The sequence below is a fragment of the Amycolatopsis sp. NPDC051716 genome, from assembly GCF_040681595.1.
In the GTDB taxonomy this organism is placed as follows: Bacteria; Actinomycetota; Actinomycetes; order Mycobacteriales; family Pseudonocardiaceae; genus Amycolatopsis.
In genome coordinates this window covers 52,137-68,851 of sequence record NZ_JBFAZA010000043.1, presented here as the reverse complement: position 1 = coordinate 68,851, position 16,715 = coordinate 52,137, and the positions used below count along the sequence as shown (strand labels likewise).

The following is a 16,715-nucleotide window of genomic DNA, read 5'->3' as shown; positions in this document are numbered from 1 at the left end:
TTCGCCCCGGGCCGGGGGCTCCGCCACCCGGACCCCCGCAAGAACTGGGTGTGGGTCATGGGGTTTCCTTCCGCAGGTGGTCCACGGCGAGCCGGCCGGCCCGGCCGATCGCCGCGTCGATGGCGGGTTGCCGTTCGGCCAGGGAGTTCGCGCGGGTGAAGACCGCGACGGCGAAGCTGCGGCCGTCCGGGAAGGACACGACGCCGGCCTCGTTGCGGACCGCGGGCAGTGTCCCGGTCTTGGCCGCGATCGCGACGTCCGAGCCGAAGCCGGACGAGAGCCGGTGGGGCCAGATCTGCCGCGCCATCATCGAGCGGACCCGCTCGCACGCCGCGGGCTCCCCGGCGCGGTCGGTCCACACCGCGTCGAGCAGCTCGGAAATCTCGCGCGGGGTGGACGACGTCGTGCGCGCGGGGTCCAGCACCGCGAGCTTCCAGGTCTGCTCCGGCGTCGCGCCCGCGAACACGGCGTCGATGTCGGCGTCTCCGGACGCCCCGACGTCGGCGAGGACGGAGGCGAACAGGTCCTCGCAGCAGCCGATCAGCCGGGTGCGGTGCAAGCCGAGGTCGGCGAGGACGCGGTCGACGGCCTGCTGCCCGATCCGGTGGTAGACGACGTCGGTGGCGGCGTTGTCGCTCATCGTCAGCATGAACAGCGCGAGGTCGCGCCAGCTCATTTCGACGTCGTCGGCGCAGCCCGCGGTGCCGATGCCGCCGATGCGGTAGCGCGAGCCGACGCGGGTCCGGGCGGTCTCGTCGAGCCGCCCCGCGGCCACTTCGCGGGCGTAGGCGACGGCGACCGGGATCTTGAACACCGACGCCAGCACCACCGGGTCGTCCGCGCCGACGGCGACCTCCGGTCCGCCGCCGATTTCCCGCGCGTGCAGGAAGCCGTGCGCGCCCACCGAGGCGAAGATGCCGGCGATCTCCGCCTCGACGCCGCTCACGCGGTCACCCGCCGATCGGCCCGGCCGGTGTGCAGGTACAGCGCGCGGCCGGTGCCGTCGTCCCCGACGAAGGCGTGCGGCACGTACATGCCCTGCATCGGCTCGGCCAGGATCAGCGTGTCGCCGTTCAGCGCGACCAGCTCGATCTTCTCCGGCTTGGCCAGCTCCGCGAAGATCCCCTTCGGGACGCGCTCGACCCAGACACGGCCGTCGTCGTCCTGGCTGACCACGATGTCCGCCACCGACGACGAGTACTCCCCGACGTACCGCGAGGCGTCGAAGCGCGGCGCGGCCGGGTCGGGCACCGGCGGCGCGGCCAGTTCGATGCCGGTCAGCTCGCGCAGGATGTGCCCGATCACCTCGGCGTAGACGGCGATCGGGTCGCCGCCGTTGGTCAGCAAGGCCACCGCGACGCCGTGCTCCGGGGCCGCGCGCAGGAACGCGGACTGGCCGATCGTGCCGCCGTCGTGGCCGACCACCTGGCCGCCGGGCGAGTCGAACAGCGACCAGCCGAGGCCCCACGCGTCGCCGAAGATACCCAGGTCGGGCAGCTCCACCAGGCGTTCCCGCATGGCGCGGGCGCTGTCCGCGCTCAGCACTCGGGTGCCGTCGGGGCCTTCGCCGTCCTTCAGGTGCATCGCGGCGAACGTGACCAGGTCGCGCGGCCGCATGGCGAGCATCGAGCCGGCGGGGGCGTTGGACGGCGCCAGCGCCCAGGTGCCGGCGGGTTCCGGGTCGGCGCCGGGCGACGGCGTCAGGTGGCCCAGCGCGGCCCGGAACCGGATCGCCTCGTACGGGCTCGGCGCCGCGTGCGTCAGGCCGAGCGGGGTGAACAGGTGGTCCTGGAGGCATTCGCCGTAGGGCTTGCCGCGCAGGACTTCCACGATCCGGCCGAGCACGCAGAACGCGGCGTTGTTGTAGGAGAACATCTCGCCGGGGGCGAACAGCTGGGGCACGTCGCCCAAGGTGGCGACGTACTTTTCGACGCAGTCGTCGCCGCGGCCGGTGTCGGTGAAGATGTCCCCCTCGAACCCGGCGGTGTGGCACATCAGCTGCCGGACGGTGATCCGCGCGGCCGCGTCGTCGTCGGCGAGCACGAACTCCGGCAGGTACTTCCGGACCGGCTCCTCAAGGGCGAGAACACCCTCGTCGACGAGCTGCATGGCCAGGGTGGTCGTCCAGACCTTGGTGATCGACCCGATCTGGAACAGCGAATCGACGTCCGCTTCGACGCCGGTGCCCGTGTTGAGCACCCCGGCGGCGTGGTCGATGATCTCGCCGCCGGCGTACACGGCGACGGCCGCGCCGGGGACGTGGTGCTCGGCCAGCAGGGCGGGGAGCCGGGATTCCAGCCAGGCGGAGAGTGCGGGGAGTTTCGGCATGGGGACCTCTCGTTTCGCTAGGCGAGCCAGGACTTCGCGGTGGTCACCTCGGCCAGCCGCTCCGGGATCGGCGTGACGCCGAGACCGGGCCCGGACGGCACCGGCAGCCGTCCGGCCTCGAGCACGAACGGCTCGGTGATGTCGGTGCGGTAGAACCGGTCCGACGCCGAGGTGTCGCCGGGCAGGGTGAACCCGGGCAGCGACGCCAGCGCGACGTTGGCGGCCCGGCCGAGCCCGGTTTCGAGCATCCCGCCGCACCAGACCGGGATGCCGTGCGCGGCGCAGACGTCGTGCACCCGCCGCGCTTCCAGGTAGCCGCCGACCCGGCTGGGCTTGATGTTGACGATCCGGCAGGCGCCGAGCCGGATCGCGGCCGCGGCCGACGCCGCCGACACGACCGTCTCGTCCAGGCAGATCGGTGTCCGGAGGTGCCGGGCCAGCTCGGCGTGGCCGAGCACGTCCTCCTCTTCCAGGGGCTGCTCGATCAGCAGCAGCCCGAACGGGTCGAGCCGTTGCAGCTGCGGGACGTCCGAGAGCGTGTACGCGGTGTTCGCGTCGACCTGCAGCAGGATGTCGTCGCCGAAGCGTTCGCGGACCGCGCGCACCGGCTCGACGTCCCAGCCGGGCTCGATCTTCAGCTTGATGCGGAGGTACCCGGCGTCGAGGTAGCCGCCGACGACGTCCACCAGCTGCGGGATCGAGTCCATGATCCCCACCGACACCCCGCACGGCACGGAGTCCGTTGTGGACCCGAGCGCCGTGCCGAAGGACAGGCCGTGCGCGCGCAGCTCGGCGTCGAGCACGGCCATTTCCAGCGCGGCCTTGGCCATCCGGTGGCCCTTGACCTTCGCCAGCAGCGGCGCGACCTTGTGCGCCGTGAGGTCTCCGGCGGCGAGGAGCGCGGGCACGAGGAAGGCCTGCAGCACGTGCTCGACGCCGTCGATGTACTCCGAGGAGTAGAGCGGGCCGGCCATCGCCCCGCACTCGCCCCAGCCTTCGCCCTCGGACGTCACCACCCGCAGGAGCAGCAGTTCGCGCGCGGACTGCGTCCCGAACGACGTCCGGAACGGGGCCACCAACGGCATCCGCACGCGGAGGAGTTCCACACCGGTGAGTTTCACGACGAAGGCTCCTTGCTGAGCACGTACCAGCCGGCACGATCGAATCCGGTGACCGAGGCGCCCCCGGCCAGCAGGCCGCCGAGGACTTCCCGCAGTGCGACCCGCCACGCCCGGCCCTGGTCCGGGTCGGTGCGCCGGAGCGCCTCGATGTCCGGCGGGACGGCGACCAGCACCACCGGCGCGTCCGCGGCACCGGTGACCGGGCCGCCGTCCGGGCCGGCCGCCAGCGCGACGGCGGCTCCCCGGGCCCGCAGCGCCGCCGCGTCCACCCGGTCCGGCCGGCCGGCGGCGGCCGTCCGCACGGACGGGCTCGCCAGGTCCCAGGCGACCATCAGGCGGTCGGTGTCGCCGGTCCCGTTGATGCCGTCCTGCATCGGGCCGTAGAAGTCCGGCAGGTAGTGCGCCGGGCGGGCGGCGAGCTTGGTCAGGTTGAAGTGGGCGTTGCGGCGCACCAGCGGGTCGAACGTCCAGGAGATCTCCGCGACCCCCTGGCGCAGCGCCCACGCGCGCTGGTGCAGCTTGAGCGCGAAGCCGATGCCGCGGCCGTGCCCGGGAGTCGCGACCCCGGCGATGTGACTGTGCAGTCCTCCCTTCGCGGGTTCGCCGAAGAACCCGAAGCAGGCGCCGAGCAGCTCGGGCCCGTCGAAGGCCCCGGCGACGTAGTTGCCCGCCGAAGCCATCGCCCGCAGCAGTTCGGCGGTGACCAGGGGGTTTCCCGGTGCGGGCCGCCAGATCGATTCGAAGAGCCGGGACACCGCGGCCAGGTCGGCGACCTCGGCCAGGGTCCGGATCCGGACGCCCGAGGCGAGGGCGGCACCGGCCGCGGCGGCGGCTGCCTCGTCCCGCAGCGGCGGGGCTGTGTTCGTCACGACTTCTGTCACGCCCACCATCCTTTCCGGACGCTCGCCGCCGGTCACCGTTGTCCCGCACCGGATTCTTCGTGCGTGTTCGTCGGATCGGACGAACTGCGTTGCGCCAGCACGGTTTCGGTGAGCGCGGCGAGCAGCGCGGTCCGCCGGGGCAGCTCCGCGACGACGACGTGTTCGTCGTCGGCGTGCGCTCCCCCGCCCACCGCGCCGAGGCCGTCGAGCGTCGGAATGCCCAGTCCCGCCGTGAAGTTGCCGTCCGACGCGCCGCCGACCGCGGCCTGGGTGAGCGTCCCGGCCGCGAGTTCGTTCGCGAGCACGAACAGCTCCGAAGACGCTCCCGCGTCCAGCGGTGCGCGGTTGATGCCGCCGGCGATGTGGATCCGGGCCTCTTCGTGCACCGGTGCGAGGCTTCTGATGGCGCGGTCGACGCGCTCTTGTTCGGCCGCGTCCCACACCCGCACGTCGACGGCGACGCTCGCCTTGGCGGGCACGGTGTTCGTCGTGGTCCCGGCCGTCAGCGCGGTCGGCACGACGGTGGTGCCCAGGTCCGCGTCGGCGAGCGCGGCGATCGCGAGGATCTGGTGGGCGACCTCGATCCCCGCGTTGACCCCCTTTTCCGGTTCGAGCCCGGCGTGCGCGGCACGGCCTTCGACCTCGACGCGGTAGAGGGAAACACCTTTGCGGCGCGTCTTCAGCGCGCCGCCGTCGGCCGAGGCTTCGAGCACGAAGACCGCGTCGCAGCTCTTGGCTTCCTCTTCGATCAAGGTGCGGGACAGCGGCGAGCCGATTTCTTCGTCGCCGGTGACGAGGATCGAGAGACCGTCGCGGCCGGGCAGCGCAGCGGCGGCGTGCAGGGCCATCACGACCCCGGCCTTCATGTCGAAGCAGCCGGGTCCGCGCAGGATCCCGTCGCGGACTTCGAAGGGGTGCGTGCGCAGGGATCCCAGCGGCCACACGGTGTCGTGGTGGCCGAGCAGCAGGACCCGCGGCTCGCCGTCGCCGAACCGCCAGCGAAGGTGCGTGCAGCCGTCGGTGACGATCCGTTCGGGCTCGACGCCGAGCAGGCGGCGGCCGATCCCGGCGACGACCTCGGCGCTGCGCGCGACGGCTTCGTGGTCGGCCGAAGGCGACTCGCACCGGACGAGCGTCTCGATGTCGTCGATCACTTCGGCTCACCCCGCAGCGGCTTGCCGGGCAGCGCTTCCCGGTCCAGCTTTCCTTCGCGGACCACCGGAACGCCGGCGACGTACAGGTGCCGGACGCCGTGTGAGGGCCGAGTCGGGTCGGCGTAGGTGGCGGTGTCGGTGATGCGGTCCGGGTCGAGGACGACGAGGTCGGCGTCCGCGCCGGCACCCAGGTGGCCCTTGCGGCGGGCCGCGGGCGCGACGTCGTCGAGCAGCCGCGCGGGCAGGTACGAACAGCGCCGGAACGCCTCGAGCCAGCTCCAGGCGCCCGCTTCGCGGACCATCAGCCGCAGGGTCTTGGCGAAGGTGCCCGCGGTGCGCGGGTGCGTCCGGCCACCGGGCGGCAGCGGCCAGTCGAGGCTCTCGCTGCGGCCGTCCGGCCAGGACACGGGCATCGCGTCGCTGGCGACGACGGCGTCGGGGAAGGCGAGGGCCCGGTGCAGCAGCGCGCGTTCGCGGGGGTCCTCTTCGTCGAGGAACTCCAGCAGGCACGGCGCTCCCGGGTCGTCCCGCCGCAGCTGCCGCAGGCGGGCGTCGTCGCGCACGCGTTCCCCGGTTTCGAGGATGACCACACTGGACGGCCGGAGTCCCTTGAGCCGCAAGCGGTCCGGCTCGATGAAGGCGGCCCCGACCGCCGTGCTGCCCGCGCCGTAGGGGTAGGCCTCGACGGTGACGCGGGACCCGGCGCGGCGGGCGTCGTCGAGGGTGGCGAGGACGCGGTCGATGTGGTGGCCGGAGGTGCTGTTGACGTGGCAGTGGTGCATCGCGGCGCCGGTCTCCCCCGCGGCGGCGGCGATCTCGGCCGAGCCGTCGACCGGGATCGCGGGGTCGACCTCGACCAGCTCACGGACGTGGGTGTAGGTCGGCACCCCGGCCGTCGCCGCGAGGTGGGCGACGGCCAGGAACTCGCCGGGCGCGGTCTGCGGCGCGTACCCCATGAGCACCCCGATCCCGAGGGCGCCGGCCGCGAGCTCGGTGTCCAAAAGAGACAGCCAGGCGGCCAGTTCCGTCGGTGACGAAGAGCGTTGCCACGCGGGGTTCCCCAGGACGGCCAGGCCGCTGTCGATGTTCGCGTCGGGCTCGATCCCGGCGAGGACCTGCGCCCGGGCCGCGCCCCAGGAGGCGGAGAAGCCGTAGTGCAGGGGCCGCCCGGCCGCGGCGGCTTCGGCGTAGGCCCGCTCGACCGGCATCAGGCCGGCTTCGAGGTCGAGCGCGGTGGTGACGCCGTCCATCGCCTGCAGCCGCTGCCCGGCGACGGAGTGGACGTGGCTGTGCAGATCGACGAACCCGGGCCCGACGACGAGCCCGGCGACGTCGACCTCGATCGCGTCCGGCGCCGTCAGCCCGGCCCCGACCGCCTCGACGGCGCCACCGGCCAGCAGCACGTCGGCGACGCCGTCGAACCCGGTCCCCGGATCGACGACCCGGCCGCCCCGCAAAAGTGTCCGCACCCGCCGCCTCCTCGTCACCACCCGATCGAGGTGACGTTAGGAGGATCGGCGGCGCAGCCGTTCGTCCGAGACGACGAACTCCGGCGGCCCGATCCATCCGCGCGGACGAACCGACCGCCGTCCGTCCCGGCACGCGGAGTTGCCCCGGTCAGGCCGACGGCACGGAGAACGGACCCCACTCGACGGTTCCACCGGTGTGCGTGACACCTTCGAAGGTAGCGACGGATCCCTCGTGCACGGCGTTTTCGAAGCTGACTTCTCCAGCGGAGAAGTGTGCATCGTCGAACTCGACTCGGCCCGCCGAAAACACGGCTCCCTTGAACGAGGTCTTGGCACCCGCGAAGGTCGCCCGGCGGAAATCGACGTGCGCGCCGGTGAATTCGGCCTTGCTGAACCAGACCGGGGTGCCCTCGAACTCGGCGTCCTGGAACTCGACGTGGCCCGCCACGAAACGCGCCTTGTGGAAGGTGACGTTCCCGCCGCGGAAATGAGCTTTCGAGAAATCTCCGCAGTCGAACACCGCGCCTTCGAAGCTGAACCGGTAGCCGCGCCAGGACACGGCGCTCCAGTCGTCACGCAGGTGGTTGCGGATCACGCGGATGATGATGCGGCGGACTTCCCGGTTGCCGTCGGAGTAGTCGGCGGACGCCGTGTCGGCGACGTAGGGCATCCGCACGTAGGCGCAGAGGAGATCGATGCACGTCTGCCGGCCGTCGATCCATTCGTCCGCCAGCTCCGCCAGGGCGTAGACGCCTCCGGTGCGCACGACGTATTCCGCGCTGCCCAGCTGGTCGGCCGCCTTGCCGAACCGGTCGGCGTAGGCCTTCGCGTCCTCGCGGTACTCGGCCAGCTCCGCGTCGCGCTGCTTGCGGTAGGCGACAGTCAATGCGACGACCGCGCCGATCCCGGCCACTACCGCGAGAACGACCTTCAGGGCTTCCAGCCGTTCGCCGGCGGTCAACGCGGGTGGTGCCGTCGTCCGGCCGGGAGTGGCGGTCGACGGGGGCGCCGGCGATGTGACGTCCGGACTGCCCAGCCCGAGCCACAGCAAAGTACCGAAACCGATGGCGACGACGGTAGCCAGCAGCAGGAGGAGCGCGACGTGCAGGAACAGTGACCGAGGAGAGACCCGGTCAGGTCTCTGGCTGCGGAACACGAGACCTGCTGATGTCGATTCGCGCGGGCGGCTCATGCGGCAAGTAGTACGGCAGCCGTGGTCTCGGATCAACCGAGATGGCAGCGACTTCCGGCCTGAGCAGCGACCGCGCCGGGTCAGAACCCGGACCCGGTGTCGTCCGGCCGGGTCAGGAAGCCGGGGTCACCGGGGCGAGCAGCAGGCCGGTGACGGCGTCGATCAAGCCGGTTCCCGCGTCGTTCCAGCTCGCGCGGGGGGTCGGCGTGCCCTCGGCCAAGGCTCGCTCGCGCTCGGCCGTCATGTGGATCATCAGCTGGCGGGCCATGTCGCCGCGCTCGGCGCGGACGTCGGGCGGGAGGCCGTCCAGGCAGCGGTTCAGGCCCTCGACCGCGCGGGTCAGCGCCGGCGAGGACAGCGACTCCTCCGCGATGATCGCCCGCAGCGCCGGGTCGGTCATCACCTGGGCGCTGAACCGCGCGAACCACGTCGGAGCCCCGAGTTCGTGCAGGTAGCTCGTGCTCGGGCGGACCAGGCAGGCCACCCAGTCCCGCAGCTCACCGTCGCCGTCGATGGCGTCGACGAGCTCCTCGCGCAGCCGCTCGATCCGGCCGAAGTGCTTGCGGGCGATGGCGCGGACCAGGTCCACCTTGGTGCCGAAGTGGTAGTTGACCGCGGCGTTGTTGCCCTGCCCGGCCGCCTCGCTGATGTGCCGGTTGGACACCGCGTGCACGCCGTGCTCGGCGAACAGCCGCTCCGCGGTGACGAGGATGCTCTCCCGCGTGGCACTCGCGCGATCCGCCTTGACGTTCATCCACCCACCCGGTCACCCAGCCGCCCTGCCGGGCTCCACCTTACGGATGCGATCACCGCAGCCGGCCCAGCCACGCCCGGGCCGCAGCCAGGTAGCGGCGGCTGAGCTCGCTCGACGGCGCCCACGCCTCGAACCCGTGCGGCCCGCCGGGCACGACGTGGAACGTGGTGGCGACACCCGCCGCACGCAGGCGCCGGGCGTATTCGGCGGCTTCGTCGTGGAACAAGTCGATGTCGCCGACGCCGATCCAGGTCTCCGGCAGCCCGGTGACGTCGTCCCGCCGTGCGGGTACCGCGTACAGCGGCACGACCGGTGCGCCCGGTTCGGTCCCGAGGTAGGCCCGCCAGCCGAAGCGGTTGAGGCGGTTGTCCCAGACGCGGTGCCCGGCGGTGTCGAGCCCGCGGCGGGCGGCGGTGCGGTCGTCGAGCATCGGGCAGAACAGCCACTGCGCACGCGGTCGCTCGCCCTCGTCGTGCAGGCGCTGCACGAGCGCCGCGGCGAGCCCGCCGCCGGCGCTCTGGCCGCCGACGACCACCTGCTCGGCGGCGACGTGGCCCCGCAGCCACGTCCAGGCGGCGTGGCAGTCCTCGAGTGCCGCCGGGTACGGGTGTTCCGGCGCGAGGCGGTATTCGGCCGACACGACGGTGATGCCGAGCCCGGCCGCCGTCCCCGCGCAGAACCGGTCGTCCTGGGCTGCCCCGCCGATGACCAGGCCGCCGCCGTGGATCCACAGCAGCGTGCGGCGAGACCGGGGTGTCCGCGGCCGGTACACGCGCAGGCCGGGGCGCAGCTCGACGGTGACGTCCGGCAGCGACGGCGGCCGCGTCCGCGCGCTCGCCGCGCGCACCAGGCGCCGCACCCAGGCCCGCTCCAGCGGCAGCCGCGGCACCCACCGGACCCGGCCGCGCAACTCGGGCGCCACCGCGGACCACGGCACGGTCGCGGCCGCACCGGGCCGCGACGGCTTCTCGCGGGAGCGCGCGGGCTCGGACGGGGTCATGGCCACAGCGTACCTCATTTTAAGTCAATCGATTGAGTTAAAATGGTGGCCAGATGTCGGCGTCCCCTGACTTCCGGGCCACTGTCCGCCGAGCCCACCGATTTCTAACGTCGGACCCCGTGATCGAGATCCTGGCGCCGATCCTCATCGGCCTCGCCTACGTCATGCTCAACTCCCTGCTCCCGGAGCGGCACCGGCAGCGGTTCAACGCCGTCATGGTGGGCGGCGCGGGGGCGGCCTACCTCTCCGGCGGCGCCCTCGGGCCGTGGGAGCTGGTGTTCTGCGCGCTGCTGACCTACGTCGCGTTCCGCGGGCTCGACTCGTGGACGTTCATCGGCATCGGCTGGCTGCTGCACACCGGCTGGGACATCGTCCACCACTTCAAGGGCCAGCCGATCCTGCCGTTCGCCCACGGTTCGTCGTTCGGCTGCGCGATCTGCGACCCCGTCATCGCGATCTGGTGCTTCACCGGCGGCCGGTCCGTGTGGGCGTGGCGGCGGGTTGGCGCCCATGACACCCGGGTACCCGGGTGACATGAGCGCCGACGTCGAACGCGCCGCACACGCCTACTGTCCCCGGTGCCACCCGGACCCCCGGCCCGGGGACGTGCTCCAGGCGTTGTGCGGCGCCCGCCACCCCTACTTCGGCCGCCGGGAGCGGCCGGTCAACACCTGTCCCGCCTGCGTGACGCTGGCCTCGGCGAACGTCTACGCCTGCGGGCATCCCGGCGCCTGACCACGGCCTGGTCGCGCGGGAACGCTCCGGGCGCCAGGTCGGGTACCTGATCACGGCGCTCGGAGCGTCCTTGCTTGCGTCTTGGTTCAGCTCACGCGGGCAGCGAAGACAGCGGCACCGCGAACACCGAGCGGCCGCAGGTCTGGTCCTTCGCCGTGCAGTCGGCCGTCGACCACTCCGACTGGGACCACACCAGGCCGGTCGACCAGTCGTAGGTCAAGGCCTCCGGGTGGACCGCCCAGCAGGCCGTGGTGCCGGTGGCGCACGTCGCCGAGCTGCTCTTCGCCGTGGTCTGGCTCCAGAGCTGGCCGTTGATCGTCGCCGAGCTGTGCGCCACGTACCACTTGCCGTTGTTCGACAGCACGCCCTGCATGTTGCCGACCGAGCTGCGCAGTGCCTCGCTCGCGGCCACCGTGCCCGACGACGCGGCCAGCAGGTAGTCCGTGCCCATCGGGTAGCGGTAGAGACGGCCGTGGAGACTCTGGTCGGAGAAGTACTCCGTCGTCACGACGCTGGCCGGGGTGGTGCTGCGGTCCAGCGACATCGACGAGAAGCACGGCACGCCGGTGTCGGACGCCATGCTGCAGGTGCCGCCCGCGTAGGTGTAGTAGCCGACCTGCATCATCGCGTACTTGTAGGTGTAGGCGGCGTAGCCACCCGAGGTCTTGCCGATCGCGTTCGACGTCGTGTCGGTCATCTGCAGGATGTGCTTGGTGCTGAAGACGCGGATGGCGGTCGACGTGCTGCCTTCGGCCGTCACGTAGATCTTGTCGCCGTACCAGGCCATCCCGCCCATGTGGGCCTGCGCCGCGGAGAAGCTGGTGCCGGTGCTGTTCGGCACGCCCAGGTACATCATCCGGTACGACGCCTTGGCCGGGTCGTTGTAGTTGATCGCCTGGATCCGCGCGTCGTTGTAGCGGCCGAGCGCGTCGGTGCCGTGCCAGCCGGACAGGATGATCTTGTCGTCGCCCCACTTTCCGTCGTCGTCGGCGTCACCGGAGGTCGTGATGCCCTGGGGGCTCCACGTCGTCGTCCCGGCGCGGTCGGCGTCCCAGCACAGCGACTTGGTGGCCACCGGCGCCTTGGGCAGCGCGGCCTTTTCCGCGGCGGTGCAGCCGGTCATGGCGTAGCTGGTGTCGTTGACGACGGTGTTGAGGCTGACGTTCGGCAACGCACCGTCCAACGCGGTCAGCGCAGCGGCCGGCGTGGCGTGCCACACCAGGTTCTGCTTGGCCGTCGTCGTCAGCGGGTCACTGTAGGCGGCACTCGCCGTCCCGGGCAGGGCCAGTGCGCCGGCCGCTACGGCCAGCGCGAGCAGGAGCACTTTCGGAGTTCGCATGGGAGGAGTACGCCAGCCGGCCGTCCAAATCGCATACACCGGCGTTGTACGCCTCTTGTACCTCCGCCGGGCCCGTGTCCGTCCACTGTGGATCCCGCGCCGCGCCGCCACTGCCCGGCTACCGGTCGAGCACCTCGGCCAGCACCGCCCGAAGCGGCGCCACCGGCCGACCAAGCAGGCCCTCCAGCTCCGCCCCGCGAACTCACCGCACCGAGCAGCCCTAGAACGTGCCGAGCAACAACTCCACCCGCACCGCCACTGCCCCGGCTACCGCTCAAGCGCCTCGGCCAGCACCGCCTGAAGCGGCGCCACCGGCCGACCGAGCAGGTCCTCGAGCTCCCGCCCCGCGGCGGCGAACTCGCCACGCCGGGCAGCCCGGAACATGCCGAGCAACAACTCCGCCTGCGCCGCCGGGACGCCGCGTCCGGTCAGCGTGGCCACCCACGCCTCGTCGGAGACCACCACTCGCCGCACGGGCCGGCCGGTGAGGTCGGTGAGCAGGGCGGCGACGTCGCCGAGGTCGAGGGCCACCGGTGCGGTCAGCGGTGGTGTCGGTCCGTCGAACCGGCCCTCGTCGGCGAGGATGATCGCCGCGGCTTCGGCGAGGTCGGCGTGCGCCGTCCAGGACACCGGTCCGTCGGCCGGCGCGGCCAGTTCACCGGTTTCGAGCGCCCCGCCCAGCAACAACGGCACCGTACTGGCGTAGAAACCGTTCCGGAGCGCGGTGAACGTCCCTTCGCCGGCCCGGCGCTCGGTGGCGGCGTGGTCGGCCATGGGAGCGAACAGCGAATCGCCCGCCGCGGCCTGGTGACTGGTGTAGAGGACGCGCTTCGCCCCGGCCGAGCGCGCGGCTTCGATCGCCGTGACGTGGTGCTCGACGGCCTGCTCGCCCATCTCGTCCGTCGAAACGACGAGGACCTGCGCCGCCCCCTCGAACGCCTCGGCGAGCGAGCTCGGGTCGGCGAAATCGCCCCGCCGGACGCGGACGCCCCGGGCGGCGAGGCCGGCCGCCCGCTCCGGGTCCCGGACGCTGACCCCGATCTCGGCGGCCGGCACCCGCTCGAGCAGCCGGTCGACGATCCGCGACCCGAGCTTTCCGGTTCCCCCGGTGATGACGATCATGGTGCACCCCTTCTCGATGTTCACACTGATACTAACCAAGTTAGCATCAGTGATACCAAGTTGGGGTTACCGTCGTAATCAGGTTGCTCGCAGCACCGCCGCGCCGTTCACCCGGTCCGCCGCCAGGTCGGTCAAGGCCCGGTCCGCCGCGTCCAGCGCGTAGGGCACCGTGCTGACCTCCAGGTGGTGACGCCCGGCGAAGGCCAGGAACTCGCGGGCGTCGGCCCGGGTGTTCGCGGTGACGCTGCGCACCTGACGTTCCTGGAACAGGTGCCGCTGGTAGTCCAGCGGCGGAACGCCGGACAGGTGGATGCCCGCGATGGCCAGCGTGCCGCCGCGGTCGAGCGCGGCCAGCGCCGGGAGCACCAGGTCACCGACCGGCGCGAAGAGGATCGCCGAGTCCAGCGGTTCCGGAGGCGGCGAAGCCGCGTCCCCCGCCGACGCCGCACCGAGCGCCAAGGCCAGCTCACGAGCGGCCGCGCTGCGCGTCAGCACGTGCACCGTGGCGCCCCGCGCGATCGCCACCTGGGCGGTCAGGTGCGCGCTCCCCCCGAACCCGTAGACACCCAGCCGGCCGCCTTCGGGCAGGTCCGCCCGCGCGAGCGCGCGGTACCCGATCAGCCCGGCGCAGAGCAGCGGCGCCAGCTCGTCGTCGCGGTAGCCGCCGGGCAGCGGCAACGCGTACGCCGCCGGGACGACCGCGAACTCCGCGTACCCGCCGTCGGCGTCCCAGCCGGTGTACCGCGACTCCGGGCACAGGTTCTCGCGCCCCCGCAGGCAGTACCGGCATCGCCCGCAGGTCGCGCGCAGCCACGCGATCCCCACCCGGTCGCCGGGCGCGAAGCCGGTGACGCCGGCGCCGAGCCCGGCCACCTCGCCGACGACCTCGTGCCCCGGCGTCACCCCCGGCCGGTGCACCGGCAGATCACCCTCGGCGACGTGCAGGTCCGTCCGGCACACCCCGCACACCAGCACCCGCACCAGCAGCTCCCCGGCGGCCGCCCGCGGCACCGGCGCCCGCACCAGGTCCACCGGCCCGGCCGCCATCGGGCCCGGCCGCAGCACGCGCCAGGCGTGCATCGTCGTCGGCAGCGCCACCACGGATGACCTCCTCGTTCCCCGGACGTCACCAGCATGGCGGCACCGCGGCGGCCGCGCGAGTGCCGGTAAGTCATTGACCCCCAACGGGATTGAGCTGTTCGTGCACATTCTTGTCTGTGGCGTAACAACATTCGGGCTTCCCGCGCCATAACGGACGGCGTTCGCGCCAGTCCGGTCCCCGCCGCACGAGGAGTTCGTGATGGGTATTCGTCGTTCCCCGATTCCACGAAGATCAAGACGCGCACTGGCGGCGGGGGTGGTCGTGCCCCTCGCCGGTGCCCTCGCGGTGGCCGTCGCCGCCGCGGCCCCGGCCGCCGCCGTGCCCGCCGGCTTCACCGACACGGTCGCCATCGGCGGCCTCAGCTCGCCGACCGCCGCCGCGTTCGCCCCCGACGGTCGGGTGTTCATCGCGGAGAAGAGCGGCCTGCTCAAGGTGTTCGACTCCCTCGCCGACCCGACGGCGACCGTGTTCGCCGACCTCCGCACACCGACCCAGGACTTCTGGGACCGCGGCCTGCTCGGGCTGGCGGTCGACCCGGCGTTCCCGGCCCGGCCGTACGTCTACGTCTCCTACACCCTCGACGCCCTGCCGGGCGGGACCGCGCCGAAGTGGGGCGACACCTGCCCGACCCCGCCGGGCGCGACCGACCAGGGCTGCGTCGTGACCGGCCGCGTCTCCCGGCTGACGATGGGCCCGGACGGGACGGCGGTCAGCGAGAAGCCGCTGGTCACTGGCTGGTGCCAGCAGTTCCCCAGCCATTCGGTCGGCGCACTGGCCTTCGGCCCGGACGGCGCCCTGTACGCGGGCGGCGGCGACGGCGCCAGCTTCAACTTCGCCGACTACGGCCAGGTCGGCAACCCCTGCGCCGACCCGCCCTCGCCGGCCGGCACGAACCTGAGCCCGCCGTCGGCCGAAGGCGGCGCGCTGCGGTCGCAGTCCCCGCGCCGCGCGGCCGGCCAGCCCGTGCTGCTCAACGGCGCGCTCCTGCGCATCGACCCCGACACCGGCGACGGCCTGCCCGGCAACCCGTTCGCGAGCAGCACCGACGCCAACGCCCGGCGCGTCATCGCCTACGGCTCGCGCAACCAGTTCCGGTTCGGGTTCCGCCCCGGCACGAGCGAACTGTGGGCCGGTGACGTCGGCTGGAACACCTGGGAAGAGATCAACCGCGTCCCGAACGCCGGCGACGCCGTGGCCGAGAACTTCGGCTGGCCCTGCCTCGAAGGCACCGCACGCCAGGCCGGCTACGACGGCGCGAACCTCGACCGCTGCGAATCGCTGTACTCCGCCGGCGGCCAGACCGCGCCGTTCTACGCCTACAACCACAGCGCCAAGGTCGTGGCCACCGACCCGTGTCCCACCGGCGGCTCCTCGATCAGCGGGATCGCCTTCGAATCGGGCAGCACCTACCCGGCCGAGTACGCCGGCGCGCTGTTCTTCGCCGACTCCTCCCGCGGCTGCATCTGGGCGATGCAGACCGTCGCCGGCCAGCCCAGCCCCACCAAGCTGGTGCCCTTCGTGACCGGCGTCAGCACGCCGGTGCAGGTGCTCACCGGCCCCGGCGGTGACCTCTTCTACGTCGCGCTGGGCAGCGGTGAACTGCGCCGGGTGAGCTACGCCGGTGGCACCAACCGGCCGCCGGTCGCCGCGGCCACCGCGACGCCGTCCAGCGGGGCGGCGCCCCTGACCGTCCAGTTCGACGGCACCGGCTCCACCGACCCCGACGCCGGCGACACGCTCTCCTACGCGTGGGACCTCGACGCGGACGGCGCCTACGACGACTCCGCGGCCCCGCGGCCCACTTGGACCTACACCACCGCCGCGGCGGTCGACGCCGGGCTGCGGGTGACCGACTCCCACGGCGCGTCGGCGACCACGACGGTCCGGGTGACCGTCGGGACCCCGCCTGGGCTCGACCCGGTGCCGGTCATCGACACCCCGGCCGCCACGCTGACCTGGTCGGTCGGGCAGACGGTGCCGTTCTCCGGCCGCGCCGTCGACGCCCAGGACGGCGAGCTGCCGCCCGCGGCGCTGTCCTGGCGGCTCGCCATCCGGCACTGCGCGGCCAACGGCACCTGCCACACCCACAACGTCCAGGACTTCCCGGGCGTCGCCGCGGGGTCGTTCGTCGCGCCGGACCACGAATACCCGTCGTACCTGCAGCTGACGCTGACCGCGACGGACTCGACGGGCCGCACCGGGTCCACGACGGTCGACCTCCAGCCGAAGACGGTGACGCTGAACTTCACCTCGAGCCCCAGCCAGGCGATGCTCACCGTCGGCGGGACCCAGCAGCGCACGCCGTTCTCCCGGACGGTGATCGCCGGATCGACCAACTCGATCAGCGCGAACAGCCCGCAGAACCTGCCCCCGCTGAACATGAAGTACGCCTTCACCAGCTGGGCGCACGGCGGGGCGCGGACGCAGAACGTCGTCGCGCCGCCGGCGGGAGCGACTTACCAGGCGAACTACCGGCTCTGCTGGCTGCTGCAGCCCTGCTGACCGGGATGACCCGGCG

The 16,715-nt window shown here is 72.8% G+C and carries 15 protein-coding genes; 3 read left to right on the top strand and 12 right to left on the bottom strand.

The features are described from left to right. Positions 1-55: 55 nt before the first annotated feature. The 9 genes from AB0M30_RS40495 to AB0M30_RS40455 form a co-directional block, all read right to left on the bottom strand. Positions 56-946 carry a serine hydrolase gene (locus AB0M30_RS40495; protein WP_364595754.1) on the bottom strand — a complete coding sequence of 297 codons (891 nt, stop codon included), beginning with the start codon at positions 944-946 and terminating at the stop codon, positions 56-58. After that, positions 943-2,328 carry a serine hydrolase domain-containing protein gene (locus AB0M30_RS40490; protein ID WP_364595751.1) on the bottom strand — a complete coding sequence of 462 codons (1,386 nt, stop codon included), beginning with the start codon at positions 2,326-2,328 and terminating at the stop codon, positions 943-945. The genes AB0M30_RS40495 and AB0M30_RS40490 overlap by 4 nt, the downstream gene beginning before the upstream one ends. Before the next feature lie 17 nt (positions 2,329-2,345). After that, positions 2,346-3,449: an o-succinylbenzoate synthase gene (gene menC, locus AB0M30_RS40485; protein WP_360171313.1), complete on the bottom strand. Its 1,104-nt coding sequence runs from the start codon at positions 3,447-3,449 to the stop codon at positions 2,346-2,348. Continuing rightward, the gene (locus AB0M30_RS40480; RefSeq protein ID WP_364595748.1) at positions 3,446-4,339 is read right to left on the bottom strand and encodes a GNAT family N-acetyltransferase; all 894 of its coding nucleotides are present in this window, start codon (positions 4,337-4,339) and stop codon (positions 3,446-3,448) included. Before AB0M30_RS40480 ends, menC begins: the two co-directional genes overlap by 4 nt. A gap of 23 nt (positions 4,340-4,362) precedes the next feature. Continuing rightward, a complete protein-coding gene (locus AB0M30_RS40475) occupies positions 4,363-5,484 on the bottom strand; it encodes a M20 family metallopeptidase (RefSeq protein ID WP_364595746.1) in 1,122 nt (373 codons plus the stop codon). Beyond that, a complete protein-coding gene (locus AB0M30_RS40470; protein WP_364595744.1) occupies positions 5,481-6,953 on the bottom strand; it encodes an amidohydrolase family protein in 1,473 nt (490 codons plus the stop codon). The genes AB0M30_RS40475 and AB0M30_RS40470 overlap by 4 nt, the downstream gene beginning before the upstream one ends. Before the next feature lie 148 nt (positions 6,954-7,101). Next, on the bottom strand, positions 7,102-8,145 hold the full coding sequence (locus AB0M30_RS40465) for a pentapeptide repeat-containing protein (RefSeq protein WP_364595741.1): 1,044 nt from the start codon (positions 8,143-8,145) through the stop codon (positions 7,102-7,104). Positions 8,146-8,257: 112 nt separating this feature from the next. Then, a complete protein-coding gene (locus tag AB0M30_RS40460) occupies positions 8,258-8,899 on the bottom strand; it encodes a TetR/AcrR family transcriptional regulator (RefSeq protein WP_364595738.1) in 642 nt (213 codons plus the stop codon). Positions 8,900-8,951: 52 nt separating this feature from the next. Beyond that, positions 8,952-9,899 carry an alpha/beta hydrolase gene (locus AB0M30_RS40455; protein WP_364595735.1) on the bottom strand — a complete coding sequence of 316 codons (948 nt, stop codon included), beginning with the start codon at positions 9,897-9,899 and terminating at the stop codon, positions 8,952-8,954. A gap of 119 nt (positions 9,900-10,018) precedes the next feature. On the opposite strand from AB0M30_RS40455, the gene AB0M30_RS40450 reads away from it, so the two are divergent. Then, positions 10,019-10,432, top strand: a complete 414-nt coding sequence (locus AB0M30_RS40450) for a DUF6010 family protein (protein ID WP_364595732.1) — start codon at positions 10,019-10,021, stop codon at positions 10,430-10,432. A gap of 1 nt (position 10,433) precedes the next feature. Continuing rightward, positions 10,434-10,634: a hypothetical protein gene (locus AB0M30_RS40445; protein WP_364595729.1), complete on the top strand. Its 201-nt coding sequence runs from the start codon at positions 10,434-10,436 to the stop codon at positions 10,632-10,634. Between the two features lie 91 nt (positions 10,635-10,725). On the opposite strand, the gene AB0M30_RS40440 is transcribed toward AB0M30_RS40445, so the two are convergent. The 3 genes from AB0M30_RS40440 to AB0M30_RS40430 form a co-directional block, all read right to left on the bottom strand. Continuing rightward, a complete protein-coding gene (locus AB0M30_RS40440; RefSeq protein WP_364595726.1) occupies positions 10,726-11,973 on the bottom strand; it encodes a hypothetical protein in 1,248 nt (415 codons plus the stop codon). 267 nt (positions 11,974-12,240) lie between these two features. Continuing rightward, positions 12,241-13,095 carry an NAD(P)H-binding protein gene (locus tag AB0M30_RS40435; protein WP_364595723.1) on the bottom strand — a complete coding sequence of 285 codons (855 nt, stop codon included), beginning with the start codon at positions 13,093-13,095 and terminating at the stop codon, positions 12,241-12,243. A gap of 78 nt (positions 13,096-13,173) precedes the next feature. After that, the gene (locus AB0M30_RS40430; protein WP_364595781.1) at positions 13,174-14,175 is read right to left on the bottom strand and encodes a zinc-binding alcohol dehydrogenase family protein; all 1,002 of its coding nucleotides are present in this window, start codon (positions 14,173-14,175) and stop codon (positions 13,174-13,176) included. Between the two features lie 220 nt (positions 14,176-14,395). On the opposite strand from AB0M30_RS40430, the gene AB0M30_RS40425 reads away from it, so the two are divergent. Continuing rightward, the gene (locus AB0M30_RS40425; protein ID WP_364595720.1) at positions 14,396-16,699 is read left to right on the top strand and encodes a PQQ-dependent sugar dehydrogenase; all 2,304 of its coding nucleotides are present in this window, start codon (positions 14,396-14,398) and stop codon (positions 16,697-16,699) included. Positions 16,700-16,715: the final 16 nt, after the last annotated feature.

Excerpts from the sequence above, each read along its gene's own strand:
- AB0M30_RS40490 (WP_364595751.1), bottom strand. The coding sequence starts at position 2,328 with ATGCCGAAACTCCCCGCACTCTCCGCCTGGCTGGAATCCCGGCTCCCC.
- AB0M30_RS40480 (WP_364595748.1), bottom strand. The coding sequence starts at position 4,339 with ATGGTGGGCGTGACAGAAGTCGTGACGAACACAGCCCCGCCGCTGCGG.
- AB0M30_RS40465 (WP_364595741.1), bottom strand. The coding sequence starts at position 8,145 with ATGAGCCGCCCGCGCGAATCGACATCAGCAGGTCTCGTGTTCCGCAGC.
- AB0M30_RS40460 (WP_364595738.1), bottom strand. The coding sequence starts at position 8,899 with ATGAACGTCAAGGCGGATCGCGCGAGTGCCACGCGGGAGAGCATCCTC.
- AB0M30_RS40455 (WP_364595735.1), bottom strand. The coding sequence starts at position 9,899 with ATGACCCCGTCCGAGCCCGCGCGCTCCCGCGAGAAGCCGTCGCGGCCC.
- AB0M30_RS40445 (WP_364595729.1), top strand. The coding sequence starts at position 10,434 with ATGAGCGCCGACGTCGAACGCGCCGCACACGCCTACTGTCCCCGGTGC.
- AB0M30_RS40440 (WP_364595726.1), bottom strand. The coding sequence starts at position 11,973 with ATGCGAACTCCGAAAGTGCTCCTGCTCGCGCTGGCCGTAGCGGCCGGC.
- AB0M30_RS40435 (WP_364595723.1), bottom strand. The coding sequence starts at position 13,095 with ATGATCGTCATCACCGGGGGAACCGGAAAGCTCGGGTCGCGGATCGTC.
- AB0M30_RS40430 (WP_364595781.1), bottom strand. The coding sequence starts at position 14,175 with ATGCACGCCTGGCGCGTGCTGCGGCCGGGCCCGATGGCGGCCGGGCCG.
- AB0M30_RS40425 (WP_364595720.1), top strand. The coding sequence starts at position 14,396 with ATGGGTATTCGTCGTTCCCCGATTCCACGAAGATCAAGACGCGCACTG.